This is a genomic window from Kutzneria chonburiensis, from assembly GCF_028622115.1.
GTDB classification, from domain to species: domain Bacteria; phylum Actinomycetota; class Actinomycetes; order Mycobacteriales; family Pseudonocardiaceae; genus Kutzneria; species Kutzneria chonburiensis.
On the sequence record NZ_CP097263.1, the window covers coordinates 4,423,014 to 4,439,065 of the forward strand.

Genomic DNA, 16,052 nt, shown 5'->3' on the forward strand with positions numbered 1-16,052 from the left:
GGTTGCCTCCTCGGCTCGTATCGGGTGGACTCGACCACGCTACGAGGACGATGGGACAAGAAACATGCCTCAGAAGCCGGACATCTTTGCCGTTCCTCCAGCCGATGCGCTGTCGGACCTGCTCCAGGCCGTCCACCTGCACGGCGGGGAGATCGTCCGCACCGCCGCCGGCCACCCCCACCGGGACCACCATCCCGTCGGTTCCCGCATGCTGCACCTGGTCGAGCACGGCTCCCTCCGACTCGAATTCCGGTCCTCCCCCGCCGTCCGGCTCGGCCCCGGCGACATGGCCCTGCTCGCCCGTGGCGACGCCCATGTCGTTCGGACCTCCGACGCCGGCTGGTTCACCGGCCACTTCCACGTCGACCGCGTCGTCGCCGATCCCTTGCTCGCCGTGCTCCCCGCCGCCATCGTCGTCCGCGGCGACTCCGGGGATGTGTCCTGGCTGTCGCTGGGCCGTCAGCTCATGCTCTCCGAGCTCACCGACCCCCAGCCCGGCTCCCGCGTCATGGTCGCCCGCCTACTCGACCTGCTCTTCATCCGCGCCCTACGCCTGTGGGCCGCTTCCGCCACCGGGGCTCATCCCGGTTGGCTCACCGCCGCCATGGACCCCGTCATCGGCCCCGTGCTCTCCGCTATCCACCGCGACCCCGCCCGTGACTGGTCCGTCCCCCACCTCGCCGCGTTGGCTTCCCTCTCCCGCTCCGCCTTCGCCAGCCGGTTCACCGCGCTCGTCGGCCAGCCACCGGCCGCCTACGTAGCCCGCCAACGCCTCGACCGCGCCGCCCACCTGCTCAGCTCCACCCCCGAGCCCATCGGCCGCATCGCCACCTTGGTCGGCTACACCTCCGAGGCCGCGTTCAGTCGAGCCTTCAGCCGCGTCTACGGAATATCCCCGCGTATCTGGCGGAAAGCACCTTCGCCCTGACTCAGGCCGCCGCGGGTCCCCGGTGCCCCGCGGCGGGCTGGAATCAGGCTTGCAGCGGCTGGGAGGCCGCGGCCGGAATGCTGTATCCGGTGCCCCAGCAGAAGGCCGCCGACTCGATCCCCAAGAGAAGGGCGAGCGCGAGCACACCTGCTGCGATTTGTTTGAACACTGAAGGGGCTCCTCGTGGTGCGTGGTGGTAATCGGGGGCCGCCCGGTCGCACTACCGAGACGGTCAGTTGATCATACCCCGAATCACTCGGACGATACCTCCAGGGTGCGTAACGGTGACCGCGCCACACTGAGTGACGCAAGCACGCAAAAACTATATGAACGGTTAGTTGGTCCAGACAACACAGACCTGCACGAACTCAATCGTCACTCGTTCGAGTGACACCAAGTCGGGCGATGCGGCCCGCATTCACCGATTGAGGTCGTCGGCTTGAACTACCCGCCCGTCACGCTCTCTCGGCTCGGGCATCGCCGTTTTGTTGACCGCGAGTTCGGCCAGGCAGGCTTCGACGACCTGGCCACGACTGTCATTCCGCTCGGCATAGATGGCCGCGGCGGCACTCCATGCCGAGGCCGCGGCATCGCGCTCGCCGCCCAGCAGCCGGAGTCGCGCCAACATGTCGAGCGCGGCCGCCTCGGAGTCACGATTCCAGGTCAGCCGCGACAGCTCGACTGCACGAATCGCGTGCTCGGCCGCCGTCCGGTCACTCACGGTGACACCGATGCGAGCCAGCTCCAGCCGGGCCGCTCGTTCGCCGGCCAGATCCCGGATGCCAGCAAGCAGATCGACCGCGGACATGCAGTGCGACAACGCGCTCGCATGGTCGCCCAACTCCGCCAGCACGGCGCCGAGCTCAGTCAACACCAGACCCTCGCCGTGGACGTCCTTCGCCTTCTGCCGCAACCAGAGCTCGTGGTGCAGCACCTTGTTGGCCTCGTCGAGACGACCGCACAATCGGTGAAGCCGCCCCAGACCGTGCATGGCATCGGCCTCGACCTGCCGTATGTCACATCGGGTGGCCACGTCCAGCGCACGCTCGAACAACTCGCGAGCAACCGCGTGCCGCGAATTCCCAGCTTCCGACTTTCCGCTCTCAACGCAGGCAAGCTCGACGCAGGCCAGATTGTGCAGCGCGACGGCGATGCCGAATTCGTTCGCGATCCGTTCCGCGAACCTGAGCCCGATCTCGAACCACGGCTGCGCGGCGACATGGTCGCCGAGATGCAGGTGGTACGTACCCAGATTGTTCAGCGACGCACCTTCACCGTACTCGTCGCCGTCAAGCCGGGCACTGGCGACCGCCAACTCCCATGCTTCCTTCGCGCCGCCGATACCATAACGAACGAAAGCGGGGGCCACCACTTGCGGAATCCGCCAGCCGTAATCGTGCCGTTCGATGTCGGCGGCCATCCTCATCACCGTTGACAGGCACGCCCTCTCGGCCTCGAACCAACGAATCGCGTCGTCAGCATTACGGAAGTCCAGAGGAAAAACACCGTCCTCCAACGCGATCAGGGGAACTTCACCACGGGTCGGGAAAACCTGACGGTTCGCATTGAACGCACTATGCAGATAGAAGGACAACAATCGGCGAATCGCCGCGTTCCGTTCGGCGGTGAAATCATCCTGCCCGGCGAGCACTGCGGCGTAACCGCGCAGGAGGTCGTGGAAGTGGAACCGATCGAGGTCCTCGCGCAGGTCCAGCAGATGCGCGTCGACGAGACCGTCGAGCGCGTGCTCCACATCGGCCCCGGCGATCGCGTTCGCTGCGGCCAGGCTGAACTCCAGCCCAGGATGCAGTCCGAGCAGACGGAACAGCCGCCGCGCGGTGTCGTCGAGCGCCAGGTAGGACAGTTCGAAGACGGCTTCCAGGTTTGTCGACCCCGCGTCGCCGTGGCTGCCGAGGGTGAGCAGACGAGGCCCCCGTAATCGGGCCAGGAAACTGGACAGCGGAATGGACCGGCGCGCCGAAATATGGTCGCCGACGAGGTTGAGGGCGAGCGGAAAACCCTCGCACTGGGCCGCGAGCCGAGCCAATGCGTCCGGATCGTTCTCCCGGCTTCCGATCCGGGTTCGCAGCAGCTCGACGCTGTGCTCGTCGACCAGTGGCCCGACCGTGACGACCCGGGCGCCGTCGGCCACGACCAGACCGACAAGTCGCCACCTGCTCGTCACCAACACGACCGCGCCGCCGAACAGCGGCAGCAGTGGGAGCACCTGGCCCGAGTCGGCCACGTTGTCGAGCAGAACCACCATGCGGTCGCTCATCAGCTCCCGGAGCTTCGCGGCCCGGACCTCGGGTGTCGGGAGCCGGTCCGCCGGCACGCCGAAGGCACTGAGGAATCCGTCCACGACGTCGGAGGCGGTGGCCTTCGGTCCGCGGCTGAAACCGTTGAGGTTGGCGTAGAGCCGGCCGTCCGTGAACTCTGGTCGCCTGCGGGCCCATTGCACCGCGAGAGCCGTCTTGCCGATGCCTCCGGCTCCGCCGAGCACCAGCACACGTCCGCCGGCTGTCAGCGCGGTGTCGAGGTCGGCCAGCAGATCGGCGCGCCCGGTGAAGTCCGAGACCGCGTCCGGCAGCTGATCGAGCGGCGGTCGGGCCACGACGCGCTCACGCTTGCCGCCGTGTGCGCGGGCTAGTTCCTCGTGATAGCGGTGGATCTCGTCAGCCGCGTCGTCCTCGTAGTTGTCGCGCAGGTGCCGGCGGATCTGGGCCCGGTACTCGTGGGCCGCTTGGACGCGCCCCTGGCGGTAGTACGCGTACAGCCGGAGCTTGGCCAGCGCGAGGTGCGGACCATGCTCGCGCTCCAGCTCGTTCAAGGCGGCGACGGCCTCGGTCAGCTGCCCCCGGCCGATCAGCGAGTCGATCAGTGAAGCGTTGCCCGGCAGCCACTCGTTCTCGAACACCCGGAGCCTGAAGTTGCGCGCCCTGGCCCCCTCAGCCTCCTGCAGGGCCGTGCCGCGCCACAGCTGCAGCGCCCGTCGGGCGTACGCGCACGCCTGGTCGTGGTTGCCCTGCTTGCCGACGGAACGAGCGTGGCCGAGTTGGTCAAGGAAGACGAAATAGTCGATCAGCGCGCGGTCGACGACCAACTTGTAGGCGTGGTGCTCGCTCAGAATTTCGATCGGCGCTTCCACCTTTTTAAGGAGTTCCGGATGCGCCCCACGTGCGTGTGCAGGGTGGACACCAGATTCGCCGGCTCCTCCCCGTCGGGCCAGACCCAGTCGCTCAGGGTGTCGATGGACATGGATTTACCTGGCATTGTCGCGAGCGCAGCCAGCACGGCTCGCTCCTTCGGCCGGCCCCATTCCGCACCGAAGCTGCCGTCGATCAGCAGTGCGGTCTCGCCCAGAATCCCCAGCACGATGTCCATTTGCACACCCCCTGCGCCGGCCCATTCCGAGTGTGCCCGGACTAGGAACACCAATCCAGACACCGAATCCATATCGTTCTCATCCCGATCCGCCGGTGCACGTGCACGTGACAGCGATCTGACAGTGAATCGGCTCTCGATCAACGCCCGGCCGACCGAATTCACGTGGGCGAACCGAACACAGAGCGGACATCGCGCGTGTCAGCTGCCGCTTTCCCGGCGGACTGGATCCTGTTGGCGATCTGACAACTCGGCGTCCCACGCTGCTGCCACGGGGTTTCCACGAGGGGAGAAGGGCGATGGACGGGCAGACGTGGGTGCGGGCGCCGATCGGGATGGGGGCGGCCGAGCGGGTGACGGTGGCGGGGTGCCGGCCGGTGCTGGTGATGGTGCCGACGATGACGGCGGGCACGAGGCTGGCGGAGGTGGTGCCGCTGGTGGAGGCGGACCACCGGATCCAGCCGGTGTACACGGTGCCGGGGTCGACGGAGCGGTGGCACGGCCTGGAGGAGTACGTGCGGAGCCTGGGGGCGATGGTGCTGCCCTGGGAGCAGGCGAAGAGGGAGAGCTACGACCTGGTGCTGACGGCGAGCCACCGTGAGATCGAACAGGTGCGGGGCAAGGTGATGGTCCTGTCGCACGGTGTGGGCAACGCGAAGAGCAGGCGCTACAGCCGGAAAGCGGGCGGGGCGACGAGGGGAACGACGGGGCTGGACCGGGAAGTGCTGACGTACCGGGGAAGGGTGATCCCGGCAGCGCTGATGTTGAGCCACGACAAGGAGTTGGCGCTGCTGCGGAAGAGGTGCCCGGAGGCGCACGGCGCGGCGGTGGTGGCGGGGGACATCTGCCTGGACCGGATGGTGGCCAGCCGGCGGTATCGGGAGGGCTACCGGATGGCGCTGGGGGTGAGCGAGGACGAGTGCCTGGTGACGATCAGCTCGACCTGGGGCCCGGAGTCGACGTTCGGGCAGCATCTGGAGCTGTACCAACGGTTGTCGGCGCAAGGCTGCCGGGTGGTGGCGCAGCTGCACCCGAACATCGTGGCAGCGCACGGAAGCGGGGCGGTGCTGGGCTGGCTGGGCGACAGCATCCGGGCGGGGCTGCGGGTGCTGCCGCCGGATCGGGGGTGGCAGGCGGCGGTGATCGCCAGCGACGTGGTGATCGGCGATCACGGCTCGTGCACGATGTACGCCGCGGCGAGCGGGACACCTACGGTGGTGGCGACGGAGCCGCCGGCGCTGTGGCCGGGAAGCCCGGCGGATGTGTTGGTACGCAACGCACCGCGGCTAGATCACGGGCGGGAGTTGTGGTCGCAGCTGCGGAAGGTGATGGCGGAGCACGAGGGACCGGACGTCGAGCTGGCGACCGCGATCACCGCCCGGCCGGGACAGGCGGCGGCGATCACCAGGTCGACGATGTACCGGCTGCTCGGGTTGCCGGAGCCGGCCAGGGCGTTGCCGGCGAACGTGGTGCCGGTGCCATGGACTTCCTGATGGCGCCGGCCGACGACCAACACTGGCGGTCGTTCGCGGATGTGGTCATCCACCCCGAGGCGGCGGAGCCGGCGAGCGTGGCGGCACGGACGTTGGCGGAGTTACCGGGGTGTGTGCTGGTAATTGTGTCGATGGGAGCCGGCAGCTGGATGGTGGTGGCCCGCGGGCGGAAACCGGTGATGGTGGCGGGGGACGTCGAGAAGGTGGCGGTGGAGGGTTACTGGAGGCTGGTGAGTTTGGCGCGGACGAGGGCGGCTTTGGGGTCGGAGAGCTGGTCGTAGAGGGAAACGGCGTCGGTGTAGGCCTGCCGCGCGGACGAGAGGTCGCGGGTCCGCGCGGCGAGGTCGCCGAGGGCGGTGAGGATCTCGGCCGAGAAGTAGGTGGACCCCAGCTCCCGCATGAGGGTGAGGGCGGTGGTGAGGGGGGCGGTGGCGGAAGCGGGGTCGGCGGAGTCCAGGGCGGCGAGGCCGAGGAACATCAACGCGCGGGAATGCTGGGTGCGGTCGCCGAGGGACTCGAAAGCGCTGGCTGCGGCCTGGAGCTCGGAGACGGCCTCGTCGTGGCGGCCGAGCTGGGAGAGGACCTGGCCGATGCGCCGGCGGCACAGGGCGACGTCACGGGCGGAACCGATGGCGTACTGCATGTCCCGGGCCCGAGAGTAGTGCGCGATGGCCTCGGTGAGCCGACCGGAGTCACGGGCGGAGCGGCCGAGCCGGGAGTGGGCGGTGGCGAGGATGCGCTGGTCGCCTGCGGCCTCGGCGAGCTGCATGGCCTGGGTGTTCTGCTCGACGGCGGCGTGCTGATCGCCGATCTTGGCGTGGGCGTAGCCGAGTTGCAGGCGAAGGCGGGCCTCGGCGAGGGGATCGGCGAGCCGGTGAGCGGCCAGCACGCCGGCGCGGAACATGTCGATGGCGGCCTGGTAGTGCCGGCTGTGCAAGAAAAATCCCCAATACGCCTCGCAGTACTGCCAGACGAGGTCGTCCCAGCCGCGCTCGACGGCCTCGGCGAACGTGGCCCGCACAGTGACACGGTGGGCGGTGAGCCAGGCGAGGGCCTCGATGTCGTTGTGGAACAAGGCAAGCGGCCGCTCGTAACGCGGACCGGTGCGGCGGCGCAACGGATGCAGCGCGAGGTCGGCTGAGACGAGAACGTCGAGGTACCACTCGACGACGCGACGGAGCGCGGCGGCGTGCTCGGTGGCGCTGAGCTGGTCACGGGCATGAACACGGACGAGGTCGTGGTAACCGAACGTGCGGTCGTCGACCTCGCGGAGCAGGTTGGCGTCGAGGAGGACGTCGAGGAGATTCTCGGTGTCGGGCAACGGAAGTCCGGCGCAGGCGGCCGCCGCGGGGAGGTCGAAGTCGCCGACCGGATGAACGGCGCAGAGGCGGTAGAGACGGGCGGCGGCGGGCGGCAGGTCACGGTAGGAAAGGTCGAAAAGGGTCTGCACGGAAGGCTCCCCGTCAACGGTGAGGGCGGCGATGCGCTGCTCGCGCAAGGTGGCGGCCTCGCGGGCGAGCGAGCGGCGAGGACGGGAGGAAAGCCGGGCGCCGACAACGGAGATGGCGATGGGCAGCCCGCCGCAGAGACGGGCGAGTTCTTGCGCGGCAACGGGTTCAGCCGACGTACGGTCGTCGTCGACGACCTTGGCCAGCAGTTCGACCGAAGCGGGCAGGTCCATCGGATCGACCTCGACGAAGCGGGCGCCGTCCATGGCCAGCCCGGCGAGGCGCTGCCGGCTGGTGACAACGGCGATGCTGCTGCCACCCGGCAGCAACGGCCGGACCTGCGCGGCGGAAAGGGCATTGTCGATCAGCACGGCCAAGGACTTGCCGGCGACCAGTGACCGGTACAGGCCGGTTCTGGCGGCCAACTCCACCGGCATGGAATCGGGCCGGACACCCAAGGCGGTCAACAGCCATTCGAGTGCGTCGTCGGCGCTCACGGGCCCGTCGACGGAAAAGGCACGGAGATCGGCGAACAGCGTGCCGTCCGGGAATTCGCCGGCCAGGCCCTGGAGGAAGCGCACCGCGAGGGTCGTTTTGCCCACGCCGCCCACGCCGTGCAGCACCACCACCGGAGACTCGGACCGCCAGCGCGCCAGCCGGTCGAGTTCCCGTTGCCGGCTGGTGAAACTGCGCGGCACGGGCGGCAGCTGGGCCGGCACGACGGGCGAGTCGCCGCGGTCGAACACCTGGACTATTTGCCGCACATCACGAGCCTGAACCACACTTCCGTGCACAGAACCGGAATAGGCATTGTCGTGCTCCGCGCCCCGCATCGCGTTCCCCGTCCCCGAGTCGGATCTTCCAGTACAGCCCATGACGGGCGGCACCGGGACCGCGGTGCGAGTTTTCTCACCCGGGAACGGGATTCGAGATGTCCTGGTCAGTGGAGCGGACTCCGACTGGTGCGATCAGCCTAGCAATACAGGGGCGTAAACGAGCTTGCGCTGGAGCGCACTCCAGGTGATGGGATGAAACCCATGACGAGGAACGGGCGGGTGGCGCTGGTGACGGGCGCCAACAAGGGGATCGGACGGGAGATCGCCCGGGGGCTGGGGCAGCGGGGGTTCACGGTGCTGGCTTCGGCGCGGGACCGGCAGCGCGGCGCGCAGACGGTGGCGGAGCTGGCCGACGACGGCCTGGACGTGCGGTTTCAGCAGCTGGACGTGACCGATGAGATGTCGATCGACGCGGCGGCGGACCAGGTGGCGGCCGAGTACGGCTGCCTCGATGTGCTGGTGAACAACGCCGCGGTGGCCAACGAATTGGAGGTGCCGCCGAGTCTGACGCTGCTGGACGACATGCGGCGGGTGTACGAGACGAACGTGTTCGGCGTGGTGGCGATGACCAACGCGATGCTGCCGCTGCTGCGGAAATCCGACGCGGCGCGCATCGTGAACGTGTCGAGCCGGCTGGGGTCGATCTCGCAGCTCGCCGCGCCGAACAGCCGGCTGGGCCTGTCCATGGCCTACGGCAGCTCGAAGTCGGCGCTGAACGCGATCACCGTGCAGTACGCGCGGGAGCTGGCCGACACCCAGATCAAGGTGAACGCCTGCACGCCGGGCTACGTCGCCACGGACCTGAACGGGCACAAGGGAACCCGTACGCCGGCCCAGGGTGCGAAGATCGCCGTCGAGCTGGCCATGCTGCCCTCGGACGGTCCGACCGGCGGTTTCTTCGACGAGCACGGCCCGGTCAGCTGGTAGGCACAACGTCCTTGCGCACCAAGCGATCCCCGCAGGAGGAGCAGTCCAGCGCCGCCTCGAAGCCGGCGCCGCACGGGAGGTGCCGGTAGCTCAGCGCCGGCCCCTCGGCCGCGCGGTACCAGCGCTGGGCCCAGCCGACCAGGCACATGACGACCGGGAAGAACGCGAGCCCCTTGGCCGTGAGGCGGTAGTCGTCGCCGAGCACGCCGAGGGCGCACAGGGTGCGGATCCGGTCGGCGACCATGGTCGGCGAGGTGTTCAGGCAGCGCTGGAAATCGCTGAACCGGTGCACGCCTTGGAAAGCCGCGCCGACCAGCGCCGCCGACCAGCGGTTGCCGATCAGGGCCGTGGTCTCGGGGAACAGGCCCGCGTCGCCGGCCGACCGCCGCCTCGTCGTCGCCTCCGGCACCGAGCGTTCCCACGAGCCGCTGGGGCCGAAGCCGCCTTCGAGGGTGTGGTCAGTCGCCAGCACTGCCGTGTCGCACGCCGAGCAGACCAGCACGGGGTCGAACGGCTTGCCGCACAGGCGATGCACGCGGTCCGGGAGCCGCTCGGGGTGGCTGGGGACCCAGCGGTCCTCCCAGGCCCAGATGCTCAGCAGCACCGACCAGCTGTCAGCGCCCCGTTCGGTCAGCCGATATCCGTTGCCGCGCAAGAAAAGCCCGGCCTCGGTCAGCCGCTGCAGGCGGGCCGCCAGCACGGCGTTGGAGATCGGGAGCCGGGCCCGCCAGTCGACGAACCGAGTCGCGCCGAGCAGCGCCTCGCGCAGGATCAGCAGCGACCACTCGTCACCCAGCAGGCCGAGCGTAACGCCAATGGCGTTACGCTGGCCGGCCGGCAGTGCGGTGTGCTCAGTCACGCCAGCCCGGTAGGGAGGAGCCGGGGGCCCACGTCGAGTGGGTGCCGCTGGACACGCGTTCGGGCAGGCGAATCCGCGCTATCGGGCCGTCCGAGACGCGCTGGGCGTCGAAGACCAGGCACTCGGAGCGGTCGTCGGCCATGTCGGTGGTGAGGGTGACGAGATAGGCGTCGTCCTCCCCGTCGAGCCGATCCGGGGTGCGACGGCGGTTTCGCTGCCGTAGACGCCGTCGCCGAAGGAGAAGCGTTCCTCGCCGCCGGTGAGCAGGTCGTGCTTGACGAGACCGTCGAAGAGGAACCAGCCGGGCTTGCCCGTGGCGGCGTAGGTGTAGCGGTGACGACGGCCGCCGACCCCGGAGTTGATCATGCCGAACTCGGTGACGGAGTCGGTGAGCTGCTCCTCCTTGCACGCGCCGGTGGCGAGGTTGAGCCGCCAGCGGTGCAGCCGGGTCTGGAGGCGATCCAAGGCCAGGAAGCGGAAGATCCGCTGGATCGAGCCGGGCTGGCCGTTGTCGGCCGGCATCGGATCGTGCTGGAAGAAGCCGTCGAGCACGATCTCGTCGCCTTCTTCATACGCGTTGACCCAGTGCAGCACGTAGGTCGGCTCGGCCTCGAACCACAGCACCTCGTCGCTGCCGCCCCGACGCGGAACGACGCCGAGTCGCAACGGCATGTCGCGGTGGAAACGCGGCACGTGCACGCCCTTGGCCATCAGGTCGGCGTCCCAGAACATGGGGCAGTCGTTGAGGATCGCGTAGTTCTCGGTGAACGCCATGTCGTGCGGCAGCCGAGGCCCGGGCAGCGGCACGTCGATGTAGTGCACCAGCTGATCAGCCGCATCCACGACGCCGTAATGGAGATAGGGCGCGTCGGTGCTGTAGTTGAAGAACAGCAACTCGCCGGTGTGGTCGTCGACCTTGGTGTGCGCGGAGACGCCGCATTCGGGCACCCACGAGGACTTGCCCAATGTCTCAAGGGACAACGGGTCGAGCCGGTACAGATCTCCACATTGGTAGAAGCTGCTCAGCGCGATGCCGTTGTGCACCACGATGTCGGTGCTGGACGAGTCTTTCATCCGGCCCCGCGCACCCCAACCGTCCCGTGTGGACTGACCGGCCCGCTCGGCGATACCCGCCCACAGCGGCCCGCCGGCCTCGTTCTCGGCCAGCAGCCCGTCGGTGCGCACGAACCGGTTGCGGTAGAACGCCCTGCCGTCCCGGAAGCCGACCATGTGGATCATGGCGTCGCCGTCGAACGGGTGGTAGCGCTCGATCGCCGGATGCACCGGGTTCTCGGTGTTGCGCAGGTACACACCGTCCAGATCGGACGGCAGCTCACCGATCACCTCGAGGTCGTCGGCCCGCCACTCGGTGTGCTGCGGCCGCCACGGGCCGGTCCGATAGGGATGGTCGTCCTCCGCCGGTAACGTCGACAGCATCCGCCCGACGATCTCAACGTCCATCTGCACTCCCCACCACGAAAGTCACGGTTGTCGTCGTGCTGCCGCCGATGTTGAGCGTGCCGATCCGCCGCGCGCCCTCGATCTGGCACGCACCGGCCCGCCCGGTCACCTGCCGACTGGCGTCGAGCAGCATGCGCACGCCGGTCGCGCCGACCGGATGGCCGCCGCCGATCAGGCCGCCGCTCGCGTTCACCGGAATTCGCCCGCCGCGCTCCAGCTCGCCGTTCTCGACGGCTTTCCAGCTCTCCCCCGGCCCGGTCAGGCCGAAATGGTCGATGGCCATGTATTCCGACATGGCAAAGCAGTCGTGTGTCTCGATGCCGTCGACGGAATCGACGCCGGCCCGGCCATAGGCGTCGAGAACGGCCTGCCGGACGTGCGGCAGCACATAGCGCTCGTCCCGGCTGCGGTCGAACTTGGCCTTGAGCGGCAGGCCGACGGTCCGGTGGCCCCAGCCCTCGATCCGGGCCGTGCCCGGCGAGCCGGCCCGGGCGTGCCGGTCCGAGACCAGCACGACGCCGACGCCACCATCGGTGACCTGGCTGCACTGCTGGCGCCGAACACGGCCTTCGATGCGCGGATTGGCCAGGTCGTCGCCGGTGAAGCCGGCCGGTCCGAATTCCCAGGCCCGGGTCTGGGCCAGCGGGTTGGACCGGGCGTTGCGGAAGTTGAGCTCGGCGATGGCGTTGAGGTGGGCGTCGTCGAGGCCGTAGCGGCGGTCGTACTCGTCGGCGAGCAGGCTGAACATGTGCGGCCACATGAACTTGGCCTGCTGGCCCTCGTGACCGACCCAGGCGGCGGCGCCGAGATACTGGGCGCCGAGGTCGCCGGGGACCGTCTTCTCCAGCTCGACGCCGAGCACCAGCGCGCAGTCGTAGCGGCCGGACTCCAGATCGGCCATCGCCGACAGGATGGCCACGCCGCCGGACGCGCAGGCGGCCTCGTGCCGCGAGGCCGGCACGCCCCAGAGCCGGTCGTCGACCGTGGCCGGCATGCCGCCGAGCTGGCCCTGGCCGGTGAACAGCTGGCCGAAGGCGTTGCCGACGTGGATCACGCCGATGGCCGCCGGGTCGACCCTGGCGTCCACCAGGGTCTCCTGCACGACCTCGGCGACCAGGTCGGAGACCTCGAGGCCGGCCCGTGGCCAGTTGCGCGCGAAGTCCGTCTGGTATCCGCCGAGCACCCACACCATGCCCGCGATGCTACAACTAACAGAGTGACGTGGGTTACCCCCGAATCGGTGGCGTGAGCCGTCCGACCCGCGTCGGCGTGTGCCGGGCGAGCGTCACCGCACCGACCGCGACCAGGGCGGCCGCCCCCAGCACCAGTGCGGCCAGCGCCGTCCGGCCGTCCAGCGTGAGCTGCCCGAGCTGGTCGACGACGAAGCCGCTGTACAGGCCCCAGCTGACGGCGGCCGTGCCCAGCGCGGCAGGCAGGGTGGTGGTCGCCGATACGACGAACGTGACCACGGCCAGCGTGACCAGCACGGCGACGGGATGCGCGAAGGCGCCGACCGCGGCCGCCCCCAGGACGACCACGGTCGATGCGGCGAAGCCGAGCGGGAACCCGAACCCGCCGGCCAGCAGGTGCTTGTCCGACATGCTTGCCAGTGCAGTCCCGATTGCGCCGAAAGGACCGGTCCCTGACCTGGTCCGTACGCTTTCGACCTGGACTTTGACGGGTTCCTGACACGAGTTGACGCAGTGTCCGTAGGCTGTCCGGGTGACAACGCCAGGGGAGCACCAGCAGAACGGGCGGCATGCCGCGGCCGAGGGGGCCGAGCGGCATCCGCTGATCGACATGGACCGGGACCCGACTCCCGGCAAGGCCGACCACGCCCGTCCGGGCGAGGACGACGAGTAACCAGTGACGGCCGGGCAGCAAGCCCGGGCGAGAGAGATCGACCAGTCACGGCCGGGCCACGTGCCCGGCCGTTGCGCATTCCGGCCGTTCGGCACATGCGGTCCGGATGTGCCGCAGGGAGGCAAGTCCGGCGCGCATGTGACATTTGCCTTCGCGAAAGAAGGCGGTCAGGAGCGGGCGGCCAGGCGGACGCGCTGGCCGTCGACCGCCACCACGTCGCCGTCGACCAGCTGGCGGCCGCGGCGGGCCTCGGGGCGGCCGTTGACCTCGACCTCGCCGTCCTCGAGCAGCTCGCGGGCGTGGGTGCCGTCCTCGGCGAGGTCGGCGAGCTTGAGGAACTGGCCGAGGCGAATGGTGTCGTCGCTGATCTCGACGGTCCGGATGGGTGACGTGGGCATGGCGACATGATCTCGCACCCCGAGCGGCGCTAGGCTCGGCACGTGGCACAGGAGCATGTGGTCCTCCTGGACGAGGACGGTTACAACGTCGGCACCACTCCCAAGGCAACGGTGCACCACGGCGCGACGCCGCTGCACCTGGCCTTCTCGAGCTACCTGGTCAACGACGACGGGCAGGTGCTGCTGACCCGGCGGGCGCTGTCCAAGGCGACGTTCCCGGGGGTCTGGACGAACAGCTGCTGCGGCCACCCGGCCGACGGCGAGTCGATGTCGGACGCGGTGCGCCGCCGGGTGAAGGACGAGCTGGGCCTGGACGTGGGCCGGGTGGACCTGATCCTGCCGAGGTTCCGCTACGTCGCCGAGCAGGACGGCATCGTCGAGAACGAGATGTGCCCGGTGTTCCGGGCCCGCGCGTACGGCGAAGTGGCGCGCGACCCGGCGGAGGTGGAAGACGCCCGCTGGGTGGACTGGCCGGAGCTGCTGGGCATGCTGGACGACCCGCGGCTGTCGACGTGGTGCCGGCTCCAGCTGACGCAGCTGCGTGAGCTGGGAGAACACCCGGACCAGTGGCCGACCGGCGACCCGGCGCAACTGCCGCCGGCCGCTACGCCCTGACCAAAGACCGCAGCCGGGCCATGGCGGCGGCCCCGAGCAGGGGGCCGATCGCCAGCAGCGGCACGGCCAGCCGCCAGCCGACGAGGTCGGCCAACACCGGCAGCGCCTGGATGGTCACGACGCTGACCAGGAAGCCGATGGCCGTCTGAGCGGTCAGCGCGGTGCCGACGTAGCGCTGGTCGGCGACCTCGGTGAGGGCGGCGGAGAACTGGGCGGAGTCGGCGATGACGGTCGCGCCCCAGACAGCCAGCACGATCAGGAACAGCCACGGCACGTCGAACACGGCGACCGACAGCAGGCCGCTGGCCGCGCTGAACAGCATGGCCAGCATCGCCACGTAGGCCCGGCCGTGCCGGTCGGCCCAGTAGCCGGCGGCGAGGCAGCCGACCAGGCCGCACCCGCCGGCGATCAAGAACGCCGCCACGCCGATGCCGGCCCGGCCTTGCACGGCAGACGACGCGGCGAGGTAGGTCGGCAGCCAGGACCACAGGGCGTACAGCTCCCACATGTGGCCGAAGTAGCCGAGGTTGACCAGCCGCTGCTTGCGGTCGGCGAACATCGTCAGCACATAGCGGGGATCGGGAACGCGAGTCGGCCTCATCGCCGGGCCCGAACGCATGAACGCCAACGAGAGCGCCGCGCCGGCCAGGGCCAGCACCGCCGCCGCCAGCAGCACGCCGCGCCACGGCAGCGTGGTCAGGCCGTTGATCAGCTGCGGCGCGGCCGAGCCGACCGACAGCGCGCCGACGACCAGGCCCAGGGCCAGGCCGCGGGCGTTGGGCAGCCAGGAGACGACGATCTTCATGCCCGGCGGGTAGACGCCGGCCAGGCACACGCCGGTGAGCAGCCGCAGCGCCAGCACCGTCCACGTGTCGTGCGCGGCCAGGGCCAGCGCCGCCGTGGCCGCCGCGCCCAGGACCGCGCTGAGCGCGATCAACACGTTCGGACGGATCCGGTCGGCCAGGTTGGCCAGCGCCGACCCGACCGCGCCGATGGCGAAGCCGACCTGCACGGTCGCGGTCAGCCACACCGACTGGGTGCCGGTCAGCGTGAAATCGGTCCGCAGCGCCGGGGCGACCGCGGAGGCGGAGAACCACAGCGCCAGCACGAGGACCTGGACCAGGGCGACCAGGGCCAGCTGGAACCGTGGAGTGTGGACCATTCGGGCGACGCTAGTGCAAACGACTGCTCAAAGCTTGGAAGGGGGCCTTCCTCCACTCGGAGTGGAGGAAGGCCCCTTCCAAGCGTCTGGGGTCAGGCGCCGGGGGCCTGGAAGAGGACGGGGGGTACGGCGGGAGGGGCGGTGCGGGGCTTTTCGACGGGCTCGGGGGTGAAGGTGATTTCGGCCACCGGTTCCTTGCGGACGGCGGCGACCGGCTCCTTCTCGACCGGCGCGGGCTTCTCGACGGCCTTGACCGGGGTGGGCTTCTCCACGGGCTTGACCGGCGCGGGCTGCTCCGGAGCCGGCTCGGCACCAGCGGCGGCCGGCTTGTCGGCGGCGGCCGGCTTGTCAGCAGCGGCGGCCGGCTTGTCAGCAGCGGCGGCCGGCTTGTCCGTGGCGTCGAGCACGGCTCGGGCCTGGTCGATCCACATCGTCCACATGACCTCGTCGCGGGTGCCCTTGACCTCCGCCCTCAGCGCCGACAACGCGCCGCGGACCTGGGCGGCCAGCACGGAATGGGCCCGCACCTGCGTCCAGATCTGCTTGGCTTCGGCGTCCCGGCGCTTGACCACCTGGCGGACCTTGTCCTGCAACACCGTCCGCGGCAGGCTCTGCCACTGCTCGACGACGGAGGCGGGAGTCGGGGGCATACGACGGCCATCCTTACAACTCGAGAAA

General features: G+C 69.7%; 17 protein-coding genes. 5 read left to right on the forward strand and 12 right to left on the reverse strand.

Annotation, left to right across the window (positions count from 1 at the left end):
* Nucleotides 1-64: 64 nt before the first annotated feature.
* Nucleotides 65-928 (forward strand): AraC family transcriptional regulator, encoded by an 864-nt coding sequence (locus M3Q35_RS19660; RefSeq protein WP_273943362.1) that lies wholly within the window; start codon nucleotides 65-67, stop codon nucleotides 926-928.
* A gap of 43 nt (nucleotides 929-971) precedes the next feature.
* Here M3Q35_RS19660 and M3Q35_RS19665 read toward each other — a convergent pair whose 3' ends face one another.
* The 3 genes from M3Q35_RS19665 to M3Q35_RS19675 form a co-directional block, all read right to left on the reverse strand.
* Complete coding sequence (locus tag M3Q35_RS19665) at nucleotides 972-1,097, reverse strand: hypothetical protein (RefSeq protein WP_273943363.1); 126 nt, start codon at nucleotides 1,095-1,097, stop codon at nucleotides 972-974.
* 249 nt (nucleotides 1,098-1,346) lie between these two features.
* Entirely contained in the window at nucleotides 1,347-4,076 is a 2,730-nt protein-coding gene (locus M3Q35_RS19670) for an ATP-binding protein (protein ID WP_273943364.1), read from the reverse strand.
* On the reverse strand, nucleotides 4,052-4,312 hold the full coding sequence (locus tag M3Q35_RS19675) for an AfsR/SARP family transcriptional regulator (RefSeq protein ID WP_273943365.1): 261 nt from the start codon (nucleotides 4,310-4,312) through the stop codon (nucleotides 4,052-4,054). Before M3Q35_RS19675 ends, M3Q35_RS19670 begins: the two co-directional genes overlap by 25 nt.
* 299 nt (nucleotides 4,313-4,611) lie before the next feature.
* On the opposite strand from M3Q35_RS19675, the gene M3Q35_RS19680 reads away from it, so the two are divergent.
* Complete coding sequence (locus tag M3Q35_RS19680; protein ID WP_273943366.1) at nucleotides 4,612-5,805, forward strand: hypothetical protein; 1,194 nt, start codon at nucleotides 4,612-4,614, stop codon at nucleotides 5,803-5,805.
* A gap of 217 nt (nucleotides 5,806-6,022) precedes the next feature.
* Here M3Q35_RS19680 and M3Q35_RS19685 read toward each other — a convergent pair whose 3' ends face one another.
* On the reverse strand, nucleotides 6,023-8,017 hold the full coding sequence (locus M3Q35_RS19685; RefSeq protein ID WP_273943367.1) for a tetratricopeptide repeat protein: 1,995 nt from the start codon (nucleotides 8,015-8,017) through the stop codon (nucleotides 6,023-6,025).
* Nucleotides 8,018-8,290: 273 nt separating this feature from the next.
* Between M3Q35_RS19685 and M3Q35_RS19690 the strand changes: the two genes are divergently transcribed.
* Nucleotides 8,291-9,016, forward strand: coding sequence for an SDR family oxidoreductase (locus tag M3Q35_RS19690; RefSeq protein WP_273943368.1), 726 nt, complete (start codon nucleotides 8,291-8,293; stop codon nucleotides 9,014-9,016).
* On the opposite strand, the gene M3Q35_RS19695 is transcribed toward M3Q35_RS19690, so the two are convergent.
* Genes M3Q35_RS19695 through M3Q35_RS19710 form a run of 5 tightly spaced genes read right to left on the reverse strand, consistent with a single transcriptional unit; the run spans nucleotide 9,006 to nucleotide 12,937 of the window.
* A complete protein-coding gene (locus tag M3Q35_RS19695; RefSeq protein ID WP_273943369.1) occupies nucleotides 9,006-9,875 on the reverse strand; it encodes a winged helix-turn-helix transcriptional regulator in 870 nt (289 codons plus the stop codon). The two genes, M3Q35_RS19690 and M3Q35_RS19695, sit on opposite strands and share 11 nt — an antisense overlap.
* Nucleotides 9,868-10,017, reverse strand: a complete 150-nt coding sequence (locus M3Q35_RS48925; RefSeq protein WP_420704765.1) for a carotenoid oxygenase family protein — start codon at nucleotides 10,015-10,017, stop codon at nucleotides 9,868-9,870. The genes M3Q35_RS19695 and M3Q35_RS48925 overlap by 8 nt, the downstream gene beginning before the upstream one ends.
* Complete coding sequence (locus M3Q35_RS19700; RefSeq protein ID WP_273943370.1) at nucleotides 9,954-11,336, reverse strand: carotenoid oxygenase family protein; 1,383 nt, start codon at nucleotides 11,334-11,336, stop codon at nucleotides 9,954-9,956. The genes M3Q35_RS48925 and M3Q35_RS19700 overlap by 64 nt, the downstream gene beginning before the upstream one ends.
* Nucleotides 11,326-12,528, reverse strand: a complete 1,203-nt coding sequence (locus tag M3Q35_RS19705) for an acetyl-CoA acetyltransferase (protein WP_273943371.1) — start codon at nucleotides 12,526-12,528, stop codon at nucleotides 11,326-11,328. Before M3Q35_RS19705 ends, M3Q35_RS19700 begins: the two co-directional genes overlap by 11 nt.
* 34 nt (nucleotides 12,529-12,562) lie before the next feature.
* Complete coding sequence (locus tag M3Q35_RS19710; RefSeq protein ID WP_273943372.1) at nucleotides 12,563-12,937, reverse strand: hypothetical protein; 375 nt, start codon at nucleotides 12,935-12,937, stop codon at nucleotides 12,563-12,565.
* Nucleotides 12,938-13,058: 121 nt separating this feature from the next.
* Here M3Q35_RS19710 and M3Q35_RS19715 point away from each other — a divergent pair, with 121 nt between their 5' ends.
* Nucleotides 13,059-13,199: a hypothetical protein gene (locus M3Q35_RS19715; RefSeq protein ID WP_273943373.1), complete on the forward strand. Its 141-nt coding sequence runs from the start codon at nucleotides 13,059-13,061 to the stop codon at nucleotides 13,197-13,199.
* Between the two features lie 167 nt (nucleotides 13,200-13,366).
* On the opposite strand, the gene M3Q35_RS19720 is transcribed toward M3Q35_RS19715, so the two are convergent.
* Nucleotides 13,367-13,597: an RNA-binding S4 domain-containing protein gene (locus tag M3Q35_RS19720; RefSeq protein WP_273943374.1), complete on the reverse strand. Its 231-nt coding sequence runs from the start codon at nucleotides 13,595-13,597 to the stop codon at nucleotides 13,367-13,369.
* A gap of 42 nt (nucleotides 13,598-13,639) precedes the next feature.
* Between M3Q35_RS19720 and idi the strand changes: the two genes are divergently transcribed.
* Complete coding sequence (idi, locus tag M3Q35_RS19725) at nucleotides 13,640-14,212, forward strand: isopentenyl-diphosphate Delta-isomerase (RefSeq protein WP_273943375.1); 573 nt, start codon at nucleotides 13,640-13,642, stop codon at nucleotides 14,210-14,212.
* On the opposite strand, the gene M3Q35_RS19730 is transcribed toward idi, so the two are convergent.
* A complete protein-coding gene (locus M3Q35_RS19730; protein WP_273943376.1) occupies nucleotides 14,202-15,374 on the reverse strand; it encodes an MFS transporter in 1,173 nt (390 codons plus the stop codon). The genes idi and M3Q35_RS19730 overlap by 11 nt on opposite strands.
* Nucleotides 15,375-15,466: 92 nt before the next feature.
* The gene (locus tag M3Q35_RS19735; protein ID WP_273943377.1) at nucleotides 15,467-16,024 is read right to left on the reverse strand and encodes a hypothetical protein; all 558 of its coding nucleotides are present in this window, start codon (nucleotides 16,022-16,024) and stop codon (nucleotides 15,467-15,469) included.
* Nucleotides 16,025-16,052: the final 28 nt, after the last annotated feature.

Coding starts and splice junctions, on each gene's coding strand:
- M3Q35_RS19680 (WP_273943366.1), top strand. CDS start 4,612: ATGGACGGGCAGACGTGGGTGCGGGCGCCGATCGGGATGGGGGCGGCC.
- M3Q35_RS19660 (WP_273943362.1), top strand. CDS start 65: ATGCCTCAGAAGCCGGACATCTTTGCCGTTCCTCCAGCCGATGCGCTG.
- M3Q35_RS19735 (WP_273943377.1), bottom strand. CDS start 16,024: ATGCCCCCGACTCCCGCCTCCGTCGTCGAGCAGTGGCAGAGCCTGCCG.
- M3Q35_RS19720 (WP_273943374.1), bottom strand. CDS start 13,597: ATGCCCACGTCACCCATCCGGACCGTCGAGATCAGCGACGACACCATT.
- M3Q35_RS48925 (WP_420704765.1), bottom strand. CDS start 10,017: ATGGCCGACGACCGCTCCGAGTGCCTGGTCTTCGACGCCCAGCGCGTC.
- M3Q35_RS19710 (WP_273943372.1), bottom strand. CDS start 12,937: ATGTCGGACAAGCACCTGCTGGCCGGCGGGTTCGGGTTCCCGCTCGGC.
- M3Q35_RS19700 (WP_273943370.1), bottom strand. CDS start 11,336: ATGGACGTTGAGATCGTCGGGCGGATGCTGTCGACGTTACCGGCGGAG.
- M3Q35_RS19675 (WP_273943365.1), bottom strand. CDS start 4,312: ATGGACATCGTGCTGGGGATTCTGGGCGAGACCGCACTGCTGATCGAC.
- M3Q35_RS19730 (WP_273943376.1), bottom strand. CDS start 15,374: ATGGTCCACACTCCACGGTTCCAGCTGGCCCTGGTCGCCCTGGTCCAG.
- M3Q35_RS19690 (WP_273943368.1), top strand. CDS start 8,291: ATGACGAGGAACGGGCGGGTGGCGCTGGTGACGGGCGCCAACAAGGGG.
- M3Q35_RS19705 (WP_273943371.1), bottom strand. CDS start 12,528: ATGGTGTGGGTGCTCGGCGGATACCAGACGGACTTCGCGCGCAACTGG.